We start from the raw sequence: 18,760 nt of genomic DNA, 5'->3' as shown, positions 1-18,760 counted from the left end.
CACAGACATGAAGCGATCAGGGTGGATCGTTGTCCTGTCTGTACTTGCCAGTCTGCTTCTCCCGGTGCACGCGAACGCCGCCGGTCGCACGCCTGCCCAGTGCGCGGCTGCTTTGGACTGCACGTTGGCCGAGATCAATCTGATGAGCATGCCGGACCGGCTGGACATGGTCCGGTTGATGCAGAGCGGCCCGGCCGCCGAACTTGGCGCGGCCGATCGGTGGCGCAATATCGAGGGCGTGATCACGTTCTTCCGTGACCGCCAGTTGGGCGCGCCGGGCAGCTGGGTGTCCTACGTGGACGCTGGGATTGTCGAAGGCGTCGAGCGGGGTATCGCGATCGCACTCGGCCGGTCACAGGACGAGTTCGGCAACCCTGGATCGCGCAGATGGGCGAACTATTTGATACGCCTGCGCGCCGGTGAACTGACTGTCCGCAATGTCCATGACAAAGCGTGGAGCGAAGCCGAACAGGCTGCCACCGATCATGGTGTCCGGGTCGCCGAGAAAACACACGGCGTCAAGCCGTCCGCGGTGGAACGCCGATTCTTCATGTACTCCGAGTTCTACCGCTGGACCCTGCGCAACCGTCCGGCCGTGCTGGATCTGCTGGCTGTCTACGGCGGACTGATCCATCCTGAGCTGGGCCGACAGCGCATTCCGTTCCTCGACTGGTTCACCGATGTCGGCAATCCGGTGCCTGCCCGTAAAGGCTGCGAAGTCGCGTACGCGGCCGCCCGTTTGGACCCGATTGCCGGTTTGTTCACTACGCTAGACCTGCTACTGGCGTACCTGCCGGACATCTTCGAGGAGTACCAGTCGGCACAATAGTGCCGTGCGGCCTCGCTCCCTTTCGCCTTGCTGGGAGATCAAATTGTTCCTGGTGGTGACGCCGGGACGTCGCGAATACTGGTTGTCTTTGGACGTTCCGGCCGGTGCCGCCAGGGACGATTTGAGCCCTAGGGCGTGTTTCAAATGCCCGATCGCGATAGCCAGGCCGGATGCGGCCCCTGACGCCACCGCGGCAACGCCCAAAGACAACCAGTATTCGCGGCGTCACCGCGGCGTCGCCAGGAACCACCCCGATCCTGCCTCTCATCGACCGGGACATTCGAAACACGCCCTAGCAAGGCCAAGGGAGCGGGGTCGCACGGCACTAGTCCGAAAATCACAATGCTGGGTCGCGCGAGCAGGCTTAGCATCGGTTGGTATGGGCAACCAACAGGCCCTGATGGGCCATGAGCGGGCTGCTGCGACGTTACGTGACCAGTACGCGGCCTTGCCGCACGGATCCCCGGTCCGGCTGGCCAAGTCCACGTCGAACCTGTTCCGGTTCCGCGATCCGGCCACCCGGACGCTGGACGTCAGCGAGTTCACCGGTGTGCTGAGTGTCGACGCCGAGGCGCGCACGGCCGACGTCGGCGGGATGACCACCTATGAGGACCTGGTGGACGCGACCTTGCCGTACGGCTTGATGCCGCTGGTCGTCCCCCAGCTCAAGACCATCACGCTCGGCGGCGCGGTGGCCGGACTCGGCATCGAGTCCACGTCGTTCCGCAATGGCCTGCCGCATGAATCCGTGCTGGAGATGGAGATCCTCACCGGCGACGGCCGGATCGCGCACCTGCACCGCGACGACGAGGCGTTCAGCGGATTTCCCAATTCGTACGGCACGTTCGGCTACGCGCTGCGTCTGAAGATCGAGCTCGAGCCGGTGCGGCCGTACGTCGAACTGCGGCATGTCCGGTTCGACGACCCGGCCGTGATCAACGAGTACACCGACGCCGATTTCCTGGACGGCACGGTGTTCTCGGCCGATGAGCAGTACCTGACCATCGGTCGATTTGTCGATAAACCGACATTTAGGCCGAGTGATTACACCGGCAAGGAGATCTTCTACAAGTCCATCCGGGACCGGACGGCCGACCTGCTGAGCATCCGGGACTACATCTGGCGCTGGGACACCGACTGGTTCTGGTGCTCCCACGCTTTCGGCGCCCAGATCCCGTGGGTACGCAGGCTCTGGCCCAAGCAGTACCTGCGCTCGGACGTCTACCGGAAAGTAGTCGCGCTCGACCGCAGGTACGGCGTGACCAAACGGGTGCGGCAGCTGGGGAACGCGCCCGATCGTGAACCGGTGATCCAGGACGTGGAGATCCCGCTGGACAGGCTCGGCGAGTTTCTCGAGTTCTTCCACCGGGATATCGGCATAAGCCCGATCTGGTTGTGCCCGATCAAGCTGCGGGACAACCGAACCTGGCCGCTGTACCCGATGGATCCCGGCACGATGTACGTGAACGTCGGGTTCTGGGCAACGGTCCCGATGCGGCCCGGCCAACGGCCAGGGCACCACAACCGCCTGATCGAGGACAAGGTGACCGCCCTCGGTGGACACAAGTCGCTGTACTCGGAGTCGTTCTACTCGCGCGAGAACTTCTGGCGGTTGTACAACGGGGAGCGGTATCGCGCCCTGAAACTCCAGTTCGATCCGGACGGTCGGTTGCCCGACCTCTACGACAAGTGCGTGCGGGGTAGTTAGATGCGAATCGCCGAAGCCATCTATGAGGTGACCGGCCCAGACGTGCCGGTCGAGTTCGTCGCCTACGACGGCAGCAGGGCGGGAACGCCGAACGCCGATGTGCGTGTGGACGTGCGCTCGCCGCTCGCCCTGTCCCACATCGCCAGCTCGCCCAACAGCCTCGGCCTCGTCCGGGCGTACGTGACGGGTGCGCTGGAGATCGTCGGCGACATGTACACGGCACTGAGCTCCATCCCGGAGATCAGGCTGCGGGAGATCCCGGCGTCGCTGCGCGTGAAACTCGCGGCGAAGCTCGCTGGCGCCCGTCTGCTGTGGCCGACCCATCCCCCGGCCCAGGAAAGAAGGCTGGCGGGCGAACGCCATTCGCGCATGCGTGACGCGGAGGCGATCTCCCACCACTACGACGTGTCCAACAAGTTCTACGAATGGGTCCTCGGCCCGTCGATGGCGTACACGTGCGCGGTCTACGAGCATGAAAACGCGACCCTGGAAGAGGCCCAGTACGCCAAGCACGACCTCGTTGCCCGAAAACTGGCTCTACGGCCCGGAATGCGGCTGCTTGACGTCGGCTGTGGTTGGGGCGGCATGGTGATCCACGCCGCGAAGCACTATGGCGTGCAGGCGCTCGGCGTGACCCTGTCGGCGAATCAGGCCGAATGGGCCCAGAAACGCATTGCCAAGGAGGGCCTGACGGATCTGGCGGAGGTCCGTCACCTCGACTACCGGGCAGTGCGCGAGACCAACTTCGACGCGATCAGCTCGATCGGCCTGACCGAGCACATCGGCGAGGCCAACCTGGCGTCGTACTTCGAGCTGCTGTACAGCAAACTCCGCACGGGCGGCCGGATTCTGAACCACTGCATCACGCGGCCGGACAACCTGCGGGACGCGCACACGCGCAGCTTCATCAACCGGTACGTGTTCCCGGATGGTGAACTGCTTGGCCCTGGGCGGATTTTGTCGCAGATGCACGACACCGGCTTCGAGGTGCGGCACGAGGAGAACCTGCGGGAACACTACGCCCGGACTCTCGAAGGTTGGTGCACGAACCTTGAGCAGCACTGGGCCGAGGCCGTTGAGGAGGTCGGGCCGCACACGGCTCGCGTGTGGCGGCTGTACATGGCCGGATCCCGGCTCGGGTTCGCGCGCAACTGGATCCAGCTGCACCAAGTCCTTGGCGTGAAAACCGACAGCAACGGCTACTCCGGCATGCCCCTGCGCCCCGACTGGTAAAACCCCAGGTAGACCCTCGTGAGTGGTTATGCGGGTTAGAACACGGATAACCACTCACGAGGGTTTTTTATTGCCAGGGGCGGGTGAGGCCGAGGTCGCGGGCGATCAGCATGCGCTGGACTTCGCTCGTGCCTTCGCCGATCTCCAGGATCTTGGCGTCCCGGTAGAAGCGGCCGACCGGGTACTCGTTCATGAAGCCGTAGCCGCCGAAGATCTGGGTGGCGTCGCGAGCGTTGTCCATCGCGGCTTCCGAGGACACCAGCTTGGCGATCGCGGCCTGACGCTTGAACGGCTGGTTACGCAGCATCCGGGACGCGGCGTCGTAGTAAGCCAGCCGGGCCACGTGCGTCCGGGCTTCCATGTCGGCGATCTTGAACTGGATCGCCTGGTATTCCCCGATCTTGTGGCCGAACGCCTCGCGCTCACCGACATAGCGGACGCACTCGTCCACGCACCCTTGCGCGAGCCCAACGGAAAGCGCCGAGATCGCCACGCGGCCTTCATCCAAAGTGGACAGGAACTGCGCGTACCCGCGACCTTCCTCGCCCAGCAAGTTCGACGCGGGCACAACGCAATCGGCGAACGAAAGCTCACGGGTGTCCGAGGCACTCCAGCCGACCTTCGAGTACTTCTTGGACACCGCGAACCCGGAAGTCCCTGAAGGAACAATGATCGCCGAGATCTGCTTGCGGCCGTCACGCTCGCCGGTCACCGCGGTCACGGTCACCAGACGCGTGATATCCGTGCCCGAGTTGGTGATGAATGCCTTGGTGCCGTTGATAATCCAGTTGTCGCCGTCACGGCGAGCAGTCGTGCGGGTCGCGCCCGCGTCCGAACCACCGCCGGGCTCGGTCAAACCGAAAGCGCCCAATGCCTCGCCAGAAACCAACGAGGGCAGCCACTCTTCTTGTTGCGCCGGAGTTCCGAAGCGGTAGATCGGCATCGCGCCAAGGGAAACGCCTGCTTCGAGCGTGATCGCGACCGACGAGTCCACCCTGGCCAGTTCTTCCAGCGCCAGGCACAGTGTGAAGTAGTCGCCGCCCATTCCACCGACGGATTCCGGGAACGGCAGGCCGAAAAGGCCCATGTGGCCCATTTTGGCGACGATCTCGTATGGGAACTCGCACCGCTCGTAGTAGTCGCCGATAACCGGCGCGACCTCTTCCCTCGCGAACTCCTGCACGGTTTTCCGCAGGGCCTCGTGCTCTTCTTCGAGCCGGAAGTCAATCATGACTGCTCCTCTGGGATCACCAGGGCGAGTGGTTGGTTCAGCGCGACCTGTTGGCCCGCTTGCACATGCAGCTCGGTGAGCACGCCGTCGACCGGTGCGGCGATCGTGTGCTCCATCTTCATCGCTTCGACGACCAGCAACGGTGTTCCCGCAGCCACTCGATCACCGACCGCGGCTTTCACCACGAGCACGGTTCCCGGCATCGGACTGGTGATCGGCCCGCCCTCAGCGCCGGAAACCGACGATTCCTCAAGCATCGAATGCTCGGCGACGGCCCACGTAAAGCCTTCGGAAGCCAGCCACAACACCGAACCGGACTTCGCGCGCCGATACCGATACGTCCGGCCATCGAAGGTCAGCCGCAAAACCGAGCCGGAAACAGCAGCCGAAGCCGGGACAAAAGCGCCACCGTCAACGGAAACCGATGAGCCACGGACGCACACCGTGACCTGGCGGCCGCCGGAATCCAGCCGCACAGAGAAACCCGCGGCACCGCCAACGCGCCAACCTGAAGGAACATCCCACGGGTCGATGACTGGGCCGGACGGTTGCAACGCGAGCAGTTCGTCCAAAGCCGCGGCCGCGAACACATGGTCCGGAGTGGACTGGACAAACGCCGCGCGCCGGGAAACAAGCTGCGTGTCCAATCGACCGGCGACAACGTCCGGATCTGCCAGCAATTCCCGCAGATACGCGATATTCGTGCCGACACCGAGAACGGCTGTATCGGCGAGGGCCGCGGAAAGCTTGGTCAGCGCGCCTTCCCTGGTCTCATCCCACACGATGACCTTGGCCAGCATGGGGTCATAGTTCGAGCCGACCTCGGTACCCGGCCGCAAACCCGAGTCCACCCGAGCGCCGGCAGGCTCAACGACGTCCAGCACGGTTCCACCCGTCGGCAGGAAGTCACGGGACGGATCCTCGGCATAAACCCGGGCCTCGACCGCATGCCCATTCATCGGCGCAGCGGACATTGTCAGCGGTTCACCCGCGGCCACGCGAAGCTGCCATTCGACCAGATCAAGGCCGGTCACCAATTCGGTCACCGGGTGCTCGACCTGCAGGCGGGTGTTCATCTCCATGAAGAAGAACTCGTCCGGCCGGTCCGCGGACACAATGCATTCCACAGTGCCCGCGCCCGTGTAGCCGACCGCACGGGCCGCATCGACTGCGGAAGCTCCCATCCGGGCGCGCATTTCCTCGGTCAGCAAAGGAGAAGGCGCTTCTTCGATGATCTTCTGGTGCCTGCGCTGCAAGCTGCATTCACGCTCGCCAAGGTGAATCACGTTGCCGTGCGCGTCGGCCAGCACCTGGATCTCGATATGCCGCGGCCGCTGCACGAAACGCTCGATCAACAGCGTGTCGTCCCCGAAAGAACCACGCGCTTCCCGGCGCGCGGACTCAATCGCCTCAGCAAGCCCAGCGGAGTCCGAAACCAGGCGCATACCCTTTCCGCCGCCACCAGCGGAAGGCTTCAACAGCACCGGAAAGCCGATTTCCGCGGCCGCGTCGATGAGATCAGCGTCGGTCATTCCCGGCTCGGTACGCCCTGGGACAACAGGAACACCCGCGGCCATCACGGTCTGCTTGGCACGGATTTTGTCGCCCATTGCCTCGATCGCGGCAATCGGCGGGCCGACGAAAACCAGGCCCGCGTCCGCGCAAGCACGCGCGAAGTCGACGTTCTCGGCCAGAAAGCCGTAGCCAGGATGGATCGCTTCGGCGCCGGTCGACAACGCGGCCTCGATGATCCGCGGGATCGACAGGTAGCTGTCGCGCGCCGCCGCCGGTCCGATTCGGACAGCCGTGTCGGCTTCGAGCACGTGGCGGGCGTCGGCGTCGGCGTCGCTGTAGACCGCGATCGAGCGCACGCCCAGCCGGGCGAGGGTCCGGGTGATCCGGACGGCGATCTCGCCGCGGTTGGCGATCAGGACTCGCTGGAACATCGCATCACATCCGGAAAACGCCGTAGCCGACTTCTTCGAGTTCCGCGTTCGCGGCCACCGACAACGCCAGGCCCAGCACGGTCCTGGTGTCGCCGGGGTCGATCACGCCGTCGTCCCAGAGCCGGGCGGTCGAGTAGTACGGGTTGCCTTGGTCCTCGTACTGCTGGCGGATCGGGTCCTTGAACGCTTCCTCGTCCCCCGTGGACCATTCGCCGCCGCCTGCTTCGATCTGGTCACGGCGGACCGTCGCGAGCACGGAAGCGGCCTGCTCGCCGCCCATCACCGAGATCCGGGCGTTCGGCCACATCCACAGGAACCGCGGCGAGTACGCCCGGCCGCACATCGAATAGTTGCCCGCGCCAAAGGATCCGCCGATCACGACGGTGAATTTCGGCACCCGCGCGCACGCCACCGCGGTCACCATCTTGGCGCCGTGCTTGGCGATGCCACCGGCCTCGTAGTCCTTGCCGACCATGAAGCCGGTGATGTTCTGCAGGAACACCAACGGAATCCGGCGCTTGTCGCACAGCTCGATGAAGTGCGCGCCCTTCAGCGCCGACTCTCCGAAAAGGACACCGTTGTTGGCGATGATCCCGACCGGGTGCCCGTGGATCCGGGCGAAGCCGGTGACCAAAGTCGTGCCGTACTCCCGTTTGAACTCACGGAACCGGCTGCCGTCGACCACACGCGCGATGACTTCCCTGACGTCATAAGGAGTCCGCGAATCGGTCGGCACGACACCGTACAACTCGGACGGATCGACGACGGGTTCTTCGACCGGCGCGACGTCCCACGGTTTGGGAACACGCGGCCCTGCCGTGGACACGATCGACCGCACGATACGCAACGCGTGCGCATCGTCCTCGGCCAGGTGATCGGTCACGCCGGAAACCCGCGAGTGCACGTCACCGCCGCCGAGCTCCTCCGCCGTGACGACCTCGCCGGTCGCGGCCTTCACCAAGGGCGGCCCGCCAAGGAAGATCGTGCCCTGGTTACGCACGATCACGGCCTCGTCGCTCATCGCCGGGACGTACGCGCCACCGGCCGTGCAGGAGCCAAGGACAGCGGCGATCTGCGGGATGCCGCGGGCGGACATCGTGGCCTGGTTGAAGAAGATCCGGCCGAAGTGCTCGCGGTCCGGGAAGACCTCGTCCTGCCGAGGCAGGAACGCGCCACCCGAGTCGACGAGGTACACGCACGGAAGGTTGTTGTGCAGCGCTACTTCCTGCGCGCGCAGGTGCTTCTTGACGGTTACCGGGTAGTACGCGCCGCCCTTGACCGTGGCGTCGTTGGCGACGATCACGCACTCACGGCCGGACACCCGGCCGACGCCGGTGATGATCCCGGCGGCTGGCGCCTCGTCGGAGTACATCCCGTTGGCAGCCAACGGGGACAGCTCAACGAACGGCGAACCGGGGTCGAGCAGCGAATCCACCCGGTCGCGCGGCAGCAGCTTGCCGCGCTCGACGTGCCGCTTGCGCGCCTTCTCCGGGCCGCCTTCACGGGCTTTGGCGAGACGTTCACGCAGGTCATCGACCAGTTCGGCATGCTCTTTGACGTAGCGCTGGTAGGCCGGATCCGACGGGTCCGCCTGGCTGCGCAGCACGGGCGCGTCCATCTCGGCTCCCTGTTAGTCAGCGTTAACCTCTCCGGCAATGTTAGCGCTGACTAACGTCGGAGTCCAGCTGGCGGGCCCTGCGGGCAGCCTGGTCAGCCCTCGTGAGTGGTTAGCAGGGTTAGAACACGGCTAACCACTCACGAGAGTGAGAGGGCTGCGTTGAGTGCGGGCAGGTAGCCGCCGGATTGGCCGTTGCGGTTCGGGTGGTATGACTCGTCTACTGGCCATGTCAGGCTGTTGAGCCACCTGTCGCTGGCGCAGATCTCGTGGCCGGTCCATATGGGGCGGATGTCCACGAAACGGAATCCGGCGGCAGCCGCGCGCTGCGCGGTCACCTCCGCGAGCGCGTCCGCTCCGCTGTTTATTGCCGCGCGCTTGGTGTCCGACAGCCCGACACTGCAGGACCCAGGCACCTTGTAGAACCTTGGGTAGCCGAGCACGACCACGCGTGCGGAGGGCGACCGCTGCTTGATGGCGTTGTAGGTGTTGTCCAATCTGGCCGGCAGGGTGTCGCGGACGAACGTTTTGCCTTGCTCGACCCGGTTGACGCACGCCGAATCGCCGTTGAGCGTGCAGGTGGTGATCACGTCGACGAAACCGGCGTCGTTGCCGCCGATCGAGATGGTCACCAGTGTCGTACTCGCCGACAGCGAGTTGACCTGACTGTTCAGCACGTCCGACGTGGTCGCGCCGGAGCATGCGGCGAAGGAGAAGGACGCGGGCGAGTGGCTGTTCGCCCACAGTTGCGGGTACGCGCCGGTGCTGCGCTTGCAGTTGCCGCCGCTGTACGGGCCGCCGGTACCGAGGCCGGATGAGTAGGAATCACCCAGTGCCACATAGTTCTCGGCTGCCGCGTTGGCAGGTACCGACAGGACAGTCAAGCCCACGGCGGTAGCCGCGAGAGATAACAGGACACGGAACGGTCGCCTCATTGAGCCCTCCGCGATTCACATGTGCCCGATGGCAGGGATCGGACTCTCATCATCAGCGCAGGTAGGCCCGCTAGGGAAGAATCTGGTGAATTGTTAACCCGACCGTATGTACGAGTCAGGTGTTAGTACTCGCTAACGTCACCCGGCTAGCATGACTCCCGTGTCGTCACAACCGGTGCCAGCGCCAGCACCGCCGAGCCGCCGCGAGCAGATCCTCGCCGCGGCGGCGGAACTGTTCGCACGGCATGGCTTCCACGGTGTCGGTATCGATGACATCGGTGCCGCGGTCGGCATCTCCGGCCCCGCCTTGTACCGGCATTTCCGCAGCAAGGACGCGATGCTCGGGGAGATGCTGACGTCCATAAGCGAGGAGCTGCTCGACGGCGGCCAAGCCCGCGCGCAGCGTCACCGCGACCCGGCCGAGCTGCTGGTCGAACTCGTTCGCTTCCACGTGGACTTCGCACTGGACAATCCGGCGCTGATCACGGTCCAGGAACGCAACCTCGGCAACCTGACCGACCCGGACCGCCGCCGGGTGCGCGCGTTGCAGCGCAGGTACGTGGAAGTCTGGGTACAGGCCATCCAGGACGTTGTGGACGGCGCCGACGAACCGTCCGCGCGTGCCGCCGCGCACGCGGTGTTCGGCCTGATCAACTCGACGCCGCACAGCCGTCACCTCGATCGCGGGCAAATGGCCGGATTGCTGCGCAAGATGGCTATCTCAGCGCTTCGCGGGCACCAGGAGTAAGATTTCGCCGCTTTCGCCAAATTCAGACGAATGGGTTCTTCCATGGCCAGCGGCACCGGTTGGATTCCAGAGAACCTCGACCCAGCGCGCCCTTCACCGGCGCGGATCTACGACTACGCGCTTGGCGGTGGCCACAATCTGGCCAGTGACCGGGCGGTGTTCGACCAGCTGATCAAGATCCAGCCGAACGCGCGGCAGATCGCGTGGAGCAATCGCGCCTTCATGCGCCGAGCCGTGCTTTTCATGATCGACTCGGGAATCCGGCAGTTCCTCGATCTCGGCTCGGGTATCCCGACCGTCGGCAATGTCCACGAGATCGCGCAGAAAGCCGCGCCGGAATGCCGGGTCGTCTACGTGGACATCGAAGAGGTCGCGATCGCGCACAGCAGGTTACTGCTCGACGGCGAGGAGAAAGCTGCGATCGTGGAGGCCGACTTCACCCGTCCGGACGACGTCCTCAAGCACCCCGAAACGCGCAGGTTGATCGACTTCAGCGCGCCGGTCGGCGTGCTCGCGATCGCCAGCGTGCACCACGTGGCCGCGGAGATCGACGTGTACAGCGCGTTCGACCGCTACCGGGAGAAGGTCGTGCCCGGCAGCGCGCTGGCGATCAGCCACTTCACCGCGGACTTCGAGAACGTGCACGCCAAGGAGATTATCGAGACAGTGCAGGCAAGCGCGCACAATCCGGCCTGCCTGCGCACCCGCAGCGAGATCGTCGACCTGTTCGGCGACTTCGAACTGGCCGAGCCCGGTGTGGTCGCCGTGTCGAACTGGCGCCCGGACATCACGCCACCAACCGGCGTGCAGCCGGAGGAGGACGGCATCTGGGCCGGGGTGGCTGTCAAGTGCCCGTCAAGAATCTCATCGACGACTGCGGAACGAACAGATTCTTAGCCGTTTGAATCGGAAGTGTCGGCCTCGGTTCATTCGATCGGCGTAACACACGCTACGGTGAGCAACTGTTTGCTGGCGCCTACTCGCCTGAATGGGCCGGGAGGGTGCGCCCGTCTACCGGATGAGTACTCCGCTGAGTAGCCTGGCCATCACCAGAACGGACCGAGAGGTGTGCTGCAGTCGTGAATCCTTCGATCGTCACGTCCCGACCGTGCCGATTCAGCGGTCGATTGCCCGGACGGCGGTAATCCCACGACTGTTCCAGTCCGATATCTGCACTAGATCACTGAGAGTTCCAGGATTGCCCGTTGCCCCGACCGCAAGAGGACGCGTCGTGACACCGCAGGACAACGGCCGGTGAACCCACCGGGCCCACTCGACCCCGAGCGCGCTCGCAGGCGTGCCGAGGTCGCCAAGGCATGGGCGCATGTGATCGGCAGGACCGCCTACGTCCCGATGACCGCGGACGAGATGGAACTGTTCCTGCTTGAACAGGTGCATACCCTCGCGGACACCCTCAACGCCGAACTGTTCGACCCCTCGTCGGCGATCAACGTCGGCGCCTCGTTGGTACGCAACGACTTCACCGGCCCGGACAGCCTCCAGGTCACCGTGGAGATCCTGGCCGCGGCACTGCTGCTGGACTCGGAGAAGCGGGCGGAACGCCGTCTCGCCGAGAGAGTCGTCGGCCTACTGTCCAACCTGGCCACCGGCTACTCCAACGCGATCCGCCACCGCACGCTTGATCAGCAGGAACACATCAAGCAGGCGCTGCTGAAGTCCAAGCGGGAAGCCGAGCGGCGCGAGCGCGCCGCGACCGAGCGGTTCGAAGAGGTCTTCCACGCCTCGGCGATCGGTATGGCGCTGACCGACATGTCCGGCAACTTCGTGCAGACCAACTCCGCGCTGGCACACATTCTCGAGTGCCCGGAGTCCGAGCTGGCCGGTCGTAACGTGCGCGAGCTCTTCCCGCCGGAAGACGCCGACGACGTGGTGATCTCGTACCGCGAGGTGACCGAGGGCCTGATGCCGCGAGTGCGGGAACGCAGGCGAATGGTCCGCCACGACGGCACCATCGCGTGGGTCTACCTGGTGATCTCGTTGCTGCGGGACGTCAACGGCGTGCCCGCGTACCACGTCACGATGGTCGAGAACCTCAGCGAGCTGCAGGCGCTGCAGAACCAGCTTGGCCAGCAGTCTGTCCGTGACATGCTCACCGGCGTGGCGAACCGCCAGCACTTCCAGTCCAAATTGGACGCTGTACTGGAAGGAGCGGGCCCGGAGACATCGATCACGCTGTTGCACGTCGGCATCGACTCGTTCTCGGTGATCAACAATGGTCTCGGACACCTTGCCGGTGACCGGATGCTGCAGGTGGTGGCGAACGAACTGCGCGGGATCGTCGCGGACTACAACGCGGTGATCGGCCGCGTCGGCGGTGACGAGTTCGCGATCCTGATCGAGAACACCCCGGAAGTCCCGCACTACCAGGTCCTGATCGACAAAATCAACGAACGCCTCGCCGAACCGACGTTCATCGGCGACACCGGCGTCGCAGTCTGCGTGAGCGTCGGCGTCGCGAAGCACGTCGGCCGCGCGTACGGCAGGCTGGACCTGTTGCGCGCCGCGAACTCCACGATGCGCCGCGCGAAGGCCGTCGGAAAGCGCCAATGGGAAGCCCACAACGTCCACGAAGACGCGGAGCAGAAGGAACTCTTCGCGCTGACCGCGGCGATGCCCGGTGCGTGGGAAATGGGCGAACTCGACTGCGAGTACCAACCAGTCGTTGACTTGGCCGACGGCAGCGTCGTCGCACTGGAAGTCCTGCTGCGCTGGAACCACCCCACCGAGGGCGTGATCGGCCACTACCGATGCCGTGACATGGCCGAAAGCACAGGCATGTCGCTCACAATCGGACCGTGGGCAGCGCTGCGCGCCGTCCAGGAAGCCGCCGAACACGGTGACAGCGACGTACGCCTGCGCTTCCGTCTCACCCAAATGCAGTCCGCCGACGGCAACCTCGCCGCGGTGGTCAACCGGATGCTCGCCGTGAGCAAGCTGCCCGCATCGCGGCTGGAAATCGCGCTCGACACCCGTGCGGTGATCGCGAACCGCGGTGAAGCCCAGTCGAACCTGCAGGCACTGCACGACAACGGCGTTGTGACCGGACTGCACGAATTCACCGGCAGCCAGACAGAGTTCGCACTGGTGGAAGACGAAGCGATCCAGTCGGTGATCCTCGCGGGCTCGTTGGTGACGAACCGGCCAGACCGCCGCAAACCGGACTCGATGCTGACGAAGGTGACCCGGGGGATGGTCAAGAACCTCCGGCAGACGGGCGCGGTGGTGAGTGTGGTCGACGTGCCGACGTCACAGGACGCGGCATGGTGGCACGCACTCGGCGTAGCCCGCGGGCAAGGTGACTTCGCCGGAGTTCCGGGGGATTTGGAGAGTGTGCTCCCTGAACGCTCGGCCCCGTCAGTGAACGGGGCCTGAGGTTACCGGCAATCGTAGATCATCCAACCGGGTGACGGATCACATGCCCGGTCTTGTCATCCGGCAGCCAGGCTGTTGGAAGATGTCCTAGTGGACCCGAACTCCGAGCAACCGCAACGCATCATCGAAGCGGCCAGCCAAGCGCTGGCGTCGATGCACGCCGGTGAAGACACGGCAGCAGTCGAACGAATGACTGCCTTCGCCGAGGACAGGGGCCGCGACGAAGCCACCGAGCTGATGCTGATGCTGTTCAGAGAATGCAGCGCGATGGTGGCGACCCTGGGCTCAGGCGGAACAGCGCCGGTGAAGATGCAGGTCTACGACGACGACGGAAAAGAAGTCCCGATAGACGAAGCAGACCCACCAGTCAGAACAGCGGTGCGAACCCTGCTGGCCGAGGTGCACGGGGACACCGAAGCCGCGAAGGACCAGATAGAGATCGCACTGGTCAACGCGGCGCCAGCAGAAGTAGCCATGGTGATGATGCAGGCCTTGCGCTGGACGATAAAACTGGCGGCCGAGTGCACGAGCCGGGACTTGCCCGTGGCCGAGTGGATCACCGAGGCACTGTCTTAGGTTGCGGTGTGGTGGTGCCAGGGGGTTGCTTCGGGAGGATCCGTTGGCTGGGGTGCGGTGGCGGCTTGCGGGCAATCCATTGCAGAGCCGTAGAGCTTGCGGTGACCCGTTGGCCGGGACGGTAGGCCACACACTGCATTCGCCGGGTGATGCCTGACTGAGTGCGGTAGCGATCCGGTTGGCTGGGCATCAGTGCTTGAGGCCGGTCGGTTGCCCGGGGGCGTGAGCCCAAAGGGGTGCTTCGTGGGTGTTTCCCTCCGGTTCGGCCTGGGCTTGTCTAACCACAGGGTGTCAAGGGGACGGCCAGCGCAGCCCAGCCAGCCACCCAGGCCCTACCGACTCCGTGACGCTCCGTGGTTCCGTGAGGCAGGCCGGACCAGGGGCACGCCCGCGCCACCCAAAACCGAAGAATGCAAGCTGAAAGGACAACATCCCCTCTGGGCGGTCTGCCGTCCAGCGAGGACAAGTCGTTGAACACTCCAGAACGACAAACCCCGCCACCAGGGGAGCCCCTGATTTCCACGTTACCGAAGGGGTACGACAGTTCCGGACCTCAACCCCGCAGCAACTCCTTGACCAACGCCGAAACCTGTCCCGTTTCGATCAGAAAAGCGTCATGTCCATAAGGCGAGTTGACGACCCGGACGTCCCTAGAGCCCGGAATCCCCTCAGCCAGCTCAACCTGCTGAGCTAGCGGATACAACCGATCACTGTCAACCCCAGCAACAAGAGTCCGCGCCTGAACCTCCCCCAAAGCGGCCGAAACCCCACCGCGCCCCCGACCCACGTCATGCGAATTCATCGCCTCCGTGAGCACGACATAACTGCCCGCATCGAACCGCCGGACCAGTTTGGCCGCATGGTGATCCAAATAGGACTCAACGGCAAACCGCCCATCGCCCTGAGGAAATCGGCCAAAACGCGCCGCGAGCTCCGACTCCGTCCGATACGTGACCTGAGCAATCTGACGAGCGATCCCCAACCCAGCCACAGGACCAGCGGAACCATGGTAATCCCCACCCAGCCAACCAGGATCAGCCCGAATCGCACGCAACTGAGGCGCGGCCCAGGCGATCTGGTCGGCCGAAGCCGCAGCGGGACAAGCCAGCAGCAACAAGGAAGAAACCCGAGAAGGATGCATCACGGCCCATTCCAAAGCCCGCATCCCACCCATCGAGCCACCGACCACGGCAGCCCACGAAGAAATCCCCAAAGCATCAGCAAACAGCGCCTCAGCCGCCACCTGATCCCGCACGGTCAGCGAAGGAAACCTACTACCCCAAGGCTTTCCATCCGCACAAGGTGAAGAAGGCCCAGTACTCCCCTGACACCCACCAAGCACATTCGGTGCCACCACAAAGTACTCATTCGTGTCAATCGCCTTGCCCGGTCCAACGAGTCCCTCCCACCACCCCGGCGACGAAGTCCCCGCGACATGACTATCCCCAGTAAGCGCGTGCAGGATCAGAACCGCGGGCGCCGAAGGCGAACCCCAAGTCTCATAGGCAATCCGCACATCCGGCAGCACAGACCCGGACTCCAGAACCAACGGCCGCGGAAGGTGGACCCAGCGACGACCTTCCGCCGGGTCCCCTTCTCGCCAGCCTCCACTCACGTGTCGGCCTTTGCCGCGCGGAAGCCGGCCTCCAGGTCCGCCTTGAGGTCCTCGATCCCCTCAATCCCCACCGACAGCCGGACCAAGCCCGGAGTCACGCCCGTGATCAGCTGCTCCGATGGCGTCAGCTGACTGTGGGTCGTACTCGCCGGGTGCACGATCAGGCTTCGGACATCGCCGATGTTCACAAGCTGTGAGAATAGCTCGGTACCGTCCACAAAGGCCCGTCCAGCTTCAACGCCACCGCGAAGCTCGAACGAAACCACGGCACCGGCGCCACGAGGCAAGTACTTCTGTGCCGCCGAATACCACTTGCTGCCAGGCAGGCCCGCGTAGTGCACTGCCAGAACCTCGTCCCGCGAAGAGAGCCATTCGGCCAGCGCCTGCGCGTTCGCCACGTGCCGCTCAATCCGCAGCGACAATGTTTCGATTCCCTGTATCACAAGGAAACTTGTCAGTGGCGCGATCGCGGCACCGGTATCCCGCAAGAGCTGGACACGTAGTTTCGCCGCAAACGCGCCATGCCCAAGCGCAGGCCAGTACTGCAAGCCGTGGTAGCTCGGGTCAGGCGAGTGGAAGTCCGGGAACCGTGCCGCGTTGGCGCCGAAGTCGAACGTGCCGCCGTCGACCACCACGCCCGCGATCGCGGTTCCATGCCCGCCAAGGTATTTCGTGGCCGAGTGGATCACGATGTCAGCGCCATGCTCAATGGGACGCAGCAAATACGGTGTCGGAACGGTGTTGTCGACCACCAAAGGCACGCCGACTTCATGCGCGACATCCGAAACCGCGGCGATGTCCAGCACGTTGCTACGCGGATTGCCCAATGTCTCACCGAAGAAAAGCTTGGTGTTGGGCCGAACCGCGGCCCGCCATTCGTCGAGGTTGTCCGGGTCTTCGACGAAGCTGACCTCGATCCCCAGCTTCGGCAGGGTGTAGTGAAACAGGTTGTACGTGCCGCCGTACAAGGACGCGCTGGACACCAGGTGGTCGCCGAATTGGGCCAGGGTAAGGATTGTGGCCGTCTCAGCGGCCTGCCCCGAGGCCAGCGCGACCGCCGCGACACCGCCTTCGAGCGCCGCTACCCGCTGCTCGAGGACATCCTGCGTCGGGTTGTTGATTCGCGTGTAGATGTGGCCGGGCTCCGCGAGGCTGAACAGGTCCGCCCCGTGCTGTGTGTCGCGGAAGACGTACGAAGTCGTTTGATAGATCGGAGTCGCGCGCGCACCTGTGGCCGGATCGGGTGCGGCACCGGAGTGGATCTGCTTGGTCTCAAAGGACCAGCCGTCGGTTGCCATGCCTCAAGAAGCTAGCCACGGCCACCTACCCCCACCACAGCGTCCACCTGCTGGAACCTTCACAAAAAATAAGTCTTGCAATCCAACTCTCTTAGTTTCTAAGATGCTCTCATGACTGATGCAATCGTGGTGGGAGCTGGTCTCGGTGGGTCGTCGACAGCGATGTTCCTGGCCAGACGTGGGGTGGACGTACTCGTCGTCGAGCGGCACGAGAGCACGTCGCCGCACCCGAGGGCCGCCGGGCAACAACCGCGGACCATGGAGTTCCTCAAGATCGGCGGCGTGGCCGACGATGTGCTCGCGGTCAGCCATCCGCCGTCCGCATTCAAGATCAAAGTCGCGGAAAGCCTGCGCGGCACGGTGATCCATTCGATCATCGAGAACTACGGCGAACTGCTCGACCAGGTCAGCGTGCTCAGCCCGGCCGGATGGGGATCGGCCACACAGGACCAGACCGAGCCGCTTATGCTGGCACAGGCCAGAAAGCATGGCGCCGACGTCCGGTTCGCCACCGAACTGGTGTCCTTCGAACAGGATGGCGACGGGGTCACCGCGCAGCTGCTCGACCTTACTTCCGGCCGCACACAGCGAGTAAGAGCGAAATACCTGATCGGTGCGGACGGAAACCGCAGTCCGGTAAGGGAAAGACTGGGCATCCCCAGATCAGGGTTCGGCCGGTTGTCCAACCACATCGGGATCGTGTTCGACGCCGACCTGTCCGATGTCCTGCCCAAGGGCGAGCAATGGCTGTACTACTTGCAGAATCCGGCTTTCACGGGTGCGTACATCAACCTCAATCTGCCCAACCGGCACATCTTCTCGATCGAGTACCACCCGGAGAACGGCGAATCCTTCGACGACTACCCGGAAAGCCGGATCGCCGAGCTGATGCGGATCGGCCTTGACTCGCCAGACCTCGAACTCGAGATCATCTGGAAAGGTCCGTGGGAGATGGCCGCGCGCATCGCGGACCGGTGGCGCGACGGCCGCGTCTTCCTGGTCGGTGACGCAGCCAAAGTCACGCCACCAACCGGCGGGCTCGGCGGAAATGCCGCTGTATGCGACGGTTTCGACATCGCATGGAAGCTCGCGGCGGTCCTGCACGGCGAAGCAGGCCCTGGCCTGCTGGACTCCTACGAACCGGAACGCAAGCTGGCCGCGCAGATGATCGTCAACGAATCACTGTTCAACTACGTCCACCGGATGGCGCCGCACCTGGCAGGCCCGGACATCCCTGAGCCAGTCGGGCCGATCGAGGCCGTGCTGGGGGTACGGCACACGTCCAACGCGGTGATTCCCGAAGACAACGACGGTTCGCCGACGATGAATCCCTTCGAAATCGCCGGAGAGCCAGGTTTCCGTGCGCCACACGTAATTCTGCCGTCCGGTGAGTCCACACTGGACGTATGGGGCGCGGGCTGGGCACTGCTCGGCGGTCCAGACGGAAACTGGGACAAGATCGATGCGGGAATCCAGTACCGGTCGCTCGGCGAGCAGTACGACCGGTTCGGCGTCGGCCGCGAAGGTGCGAGCCTGCTCCGGCCGGACGGCGTCGTAGCCTGGCGGACCAGGTCGAATGCCGACGAGGACACCCTCAAGAACGTGCTGCGCGAGGTGTTGTGTTGTTAGATTG

General features: G+C 64.5%; 14 protein-coding genes. 8 read left to right on the top strand and 6 right to left on the bottom strand.

The genetic code is table 11. From position 1 onward, the window contains the following. Window positions 1-7 precede the first annotated feature (7 nt). The 3 genes from LWC34_RS25480 to LWC34_RS25470 all read left to right on the top strand — a co-directional run bounded on the left by LWC34_RS25480 (window position 8) and on the right by LWC34_RS25470 (window position 3,770). Window positions 8-829 (top strand): hypothetical protein, encoded by an 822-nt coding sequence (locus LWC34_RS25480; RefSeq protein ID WP_233727670.1) that lies wholly within the window; start codon window positions 8-10, stop codon window positions 827-829. A 379-nt stretch (window positions 830-1,208) separates the two neighbouring features. After that, window positions 1,209-2,537, top strand: coding sequence for an FAD-binding oxidoreductase (locus LWC34_RS25475; RefSeq protein ID WP_233727669.1), 1,329 nt, complete (start codon window positions 1,209-1,211; stop codon window positions 2,535-2,537). Further along, complete coding sequence (locus tag LWC34_RS25470) at window positions 2,538-3,770, top strand: SAM-dependent methyltransferase (RefSeq protein WP_233727668.1); 1,233 nt, start codon at window positions 2,538-2,540, stop codon at window positions 3,768-3,770. It abuts the gene before it with no gap. A 67-nt stretch (window positions 3,771-3,837) separates the two neighbouring features. Here LWC34_RS25470 and LWC34_RS25465 read toward each other — a convergent pair whose 3' ends face one another. The 4 genes from LWC34_RS25465 to LWC34_RS25450 all read right to left on the bottom strand — a co-directional run bounded on the left by LWC34_RS25465 (window position 3,838) and on the right by LWC34_RS25450 (window position 9,497). Further along, window positions 3,838-5,001, bottom strand: a complete 1,164-nt coding sequence (locus LWC34_RS25465; protein ID WP_233727667.1) for an acyl-CoA dehydrogenase family protein — start codon at window positions 4,999-5,001, stop codon at window positions 3,838-3,840. After that, window positions 4,998-6,947: an acetyl-CoA carboxylase biotin carboxylase subunit gene (locus LWC34_RS25460; protein WP_233727666.1), complete on the bottom strand. Its 1,950-nt coding sequence runs from the start codon at window positions 6,945-6,947 to the stop codon at window positions 4,998-5,000. Before LWC34_RS25460 ends, LWC34_RS25465 begins: the two co-directional genes overlap by 4 nt. A 4-nt stretch (window positions 6,948-6,951) precedes the next feature. Further along, on the bottom strand, window positions 6,952-8,565 hold the full coding sequence (locus tag LWC34_RS25455; RefSeq protein ID WP_233727665.1) for a carboxyl transferase domain-containing protein: 1,614 nt from the start codon (window positions 8,563-8,565) through the stop codon (window positions 6,952-6,954). A 137-nt stretch (window positions 8,566-8,702) separates the two neighbouring features. Then, window positions 8,703-9,497, bottom strand: a complete 795-nt coding sequence (locus LWC34_RS25450) for an SGNH/GDSL hydrolase family protein (RefSeq protein ID WP_233727664.1) — start codon at window positions 9,495-9,497, stop codon at window positions 8,703-8,705. A gap of 151 nt (window positions 9,498-9,648) precedes the next feature. On the opposite strand from LWC34_RS25450, the gene LWC34_RS25445 reads away from it, so the two are divergent. From LWC34_RS25445 to LWC34_RS25430, 4 genes are all read left to right on the top strand, one after another. Beyond that, window positions 9,649-10,245, top strand: coding sequence for an SACE_7040 family transcriptional regulator (locus tag LWC34_RS25445; protein ID WP_372496581.1), 597 nt, complete (start codon window positions 9,649-9,651; stop codon window positions 10,243-10,245). 30 nt (window positions 10,246-10,275) lie between these two features. Then, window positions 10,276-11,142, top strand: coding sequence for an SAM-dependent methyltransferase (locus tag LWC34_RS25440; RefSeq protein ID WP_233727662.1), 867 nt, complete (start codon window positions 10,276-10,278; stop codon window positions 11,140-11,142). 357 nt (window positions 11,143-11,499) lie between these two features. Then, complete coding sequence (locus LWC34_RS25435; protein WP_233727661.1) at window positions 11,500-13,638, top strand: EAL domain-containing protein; 2,139 nt, start codon at window positions 11,500-11,502, stop codon at window positions 13,636-13,638. A 90-nt stretch (window positions 13,639-13,728) separates the two neighbouring features. Continuing rightward, window positions 13,729-14,214 (top strand): hypothetical protein, encoded by a 486-nt coding sequence (locus LWC34_RS25430; protein ID WP_233727660.1) that lies wholly within the window; start codon window positions 13,729-13,731, stop codon window positions 14,212-14,214. Window positions 14,215-14,767: 553 nt separating this feature from the next. Here LWC34_RS25430 and metX read toward each other — a convergent pair. Both metX and LWC34_RS25420 read right to left on the bottom strand, forming a co-directional pair. Further along, window positions 14,768-15,829 carry a homoserine O-acetyltransferase MetX gene (gene metX, locus LWC34_RS25425; protein ID WP_233727659.1) on the bottom strand — a complete coding sequence of 354 codons (1,062 nt, stop codon included), beginning with the start codon at window positions 15,827-15,829 and terminating at the stop codon, window positions 14,768-14,770. After that, a complete protein-coding gene (locus tag LWC34_RS25420; protein WP_233727658.1) occupies window positions 15,826-17,127 on the bottom strand; it encodes a bifunctional o-acetylhomoserine/o-acetylserine sulfhydrylase in 1,302 nt (433 codons plus the stop codon). Before LWC34_RS25420 ends, metX begins: the two co-directional genes overlap by 4 nt. Window positions 17,128-17,238: 111 nt before the next feature. On the opposite strand from LWC34_RS25420, the gene rdmE reads away from it, so the two are divergent. Next, complete coding sequence (gene rdmE, locus LWC34_RS25415) at window positions 17,239-18,756, top strand: aklavinone 12-hydroxylase RdmE (RefSeq protein ID WP_233727657.1); 1,518 nt, start codon at window positions 17,239-17,241, stop codon at window positions 18,754-18,756. Window positions 18,757-18,760: the final 4 nt, after the last annotated feature.

Source organism: Kibdelosporangium philippinense (assembly GCF_021390435.2).
GTDB classification, from domain to species: Bacteria; Actinomycetota; Actinomycetes; order Mycobacteriales; family Pseudonocardiaceae; genus Kibdelosporangium; species Kibdelosporangium philippinense.
Note: the sequence above shows the minus strand (reverse complement) of the source record. Positions and strands in the feature narration are given on the sequence as shown.

Coding starts and splice junctions, on each gene's coding strand:
- LWC34_RS25480 (WP_233727670.1), top strand. CDS start 8: ATGAAGCGATCAGGGTGGATCGTTGTCCTGTCTGTACTTGCCAGTCTG.
- LWC34_RS25475 (WP_233727669.1), top strand. CDS start 1,209: ATGGGCAACCAACAGGCCCTGATGGGCCATGAGCGGGCTGCTGCGACG.
- LWC34_RS25470 (WP_233727668.1), top strand. CDS start 2,538: ATGCGAATCGCCGAAGCCATCTATGAGGTGACCGGCCCAGACGTGCCG.
- LWC34_RS25465 (WP_233727667.1), bottom strand. CDS start 5,001: ATGATTGACTTCCGGCTCGAAGAAGAGCACGAGGCCCTGCGGAAAACC.
- LWC34_RS25460 (WP_233727666.1), bottom strand. CDS start 6,947: ATGTTCCAGCGAGTCCTGATCGCCAACCGCGGCGAGATCGCCGTCCGG.
- LWC34_RS25455 (WP_233727665.1), bottom strand. CDS start 8,565: ATGGACGCGCCCGTGCTGCGCAGCCAGGCGGACCCGTCGGATCCGGCC.
- LWC34_RS25450 (WP_233727664.1), bottom strand. CDS start 9,497: ATGAGGCGACCGTTCCGTGTCCTGTTATCTCTCGCGGCTACCGCCGTG.
- LWC34_RS25445 (WP_372496581.1), top strand. CDS start 9,649: ATGACTCCCGTGTCGTCACAACCGGTGCCAGCGCCAGCACCGCCGAGC.
- LWC34_RS25440 (WP_233727662.1), top strand. CDS start 10,276: ATGGGTTCTTCCATGGCCAGCGGCACCGGTTGGATTCCAGAGAACCTC.
- LWC34_RS25420 (WP_233727658.1), bottom strand. CDS start 17,127: ATGGCAACCGACGGCTGGTCCTTTGAGACCAAGCAGATCCACTCCGGT.
- rdmE (WP_233727657.1), top strand. CDS start 17,239: ATGACTGATGCAATCGTGGTGGGAGCTGGTCTCGGTGGGTCGTCGACA.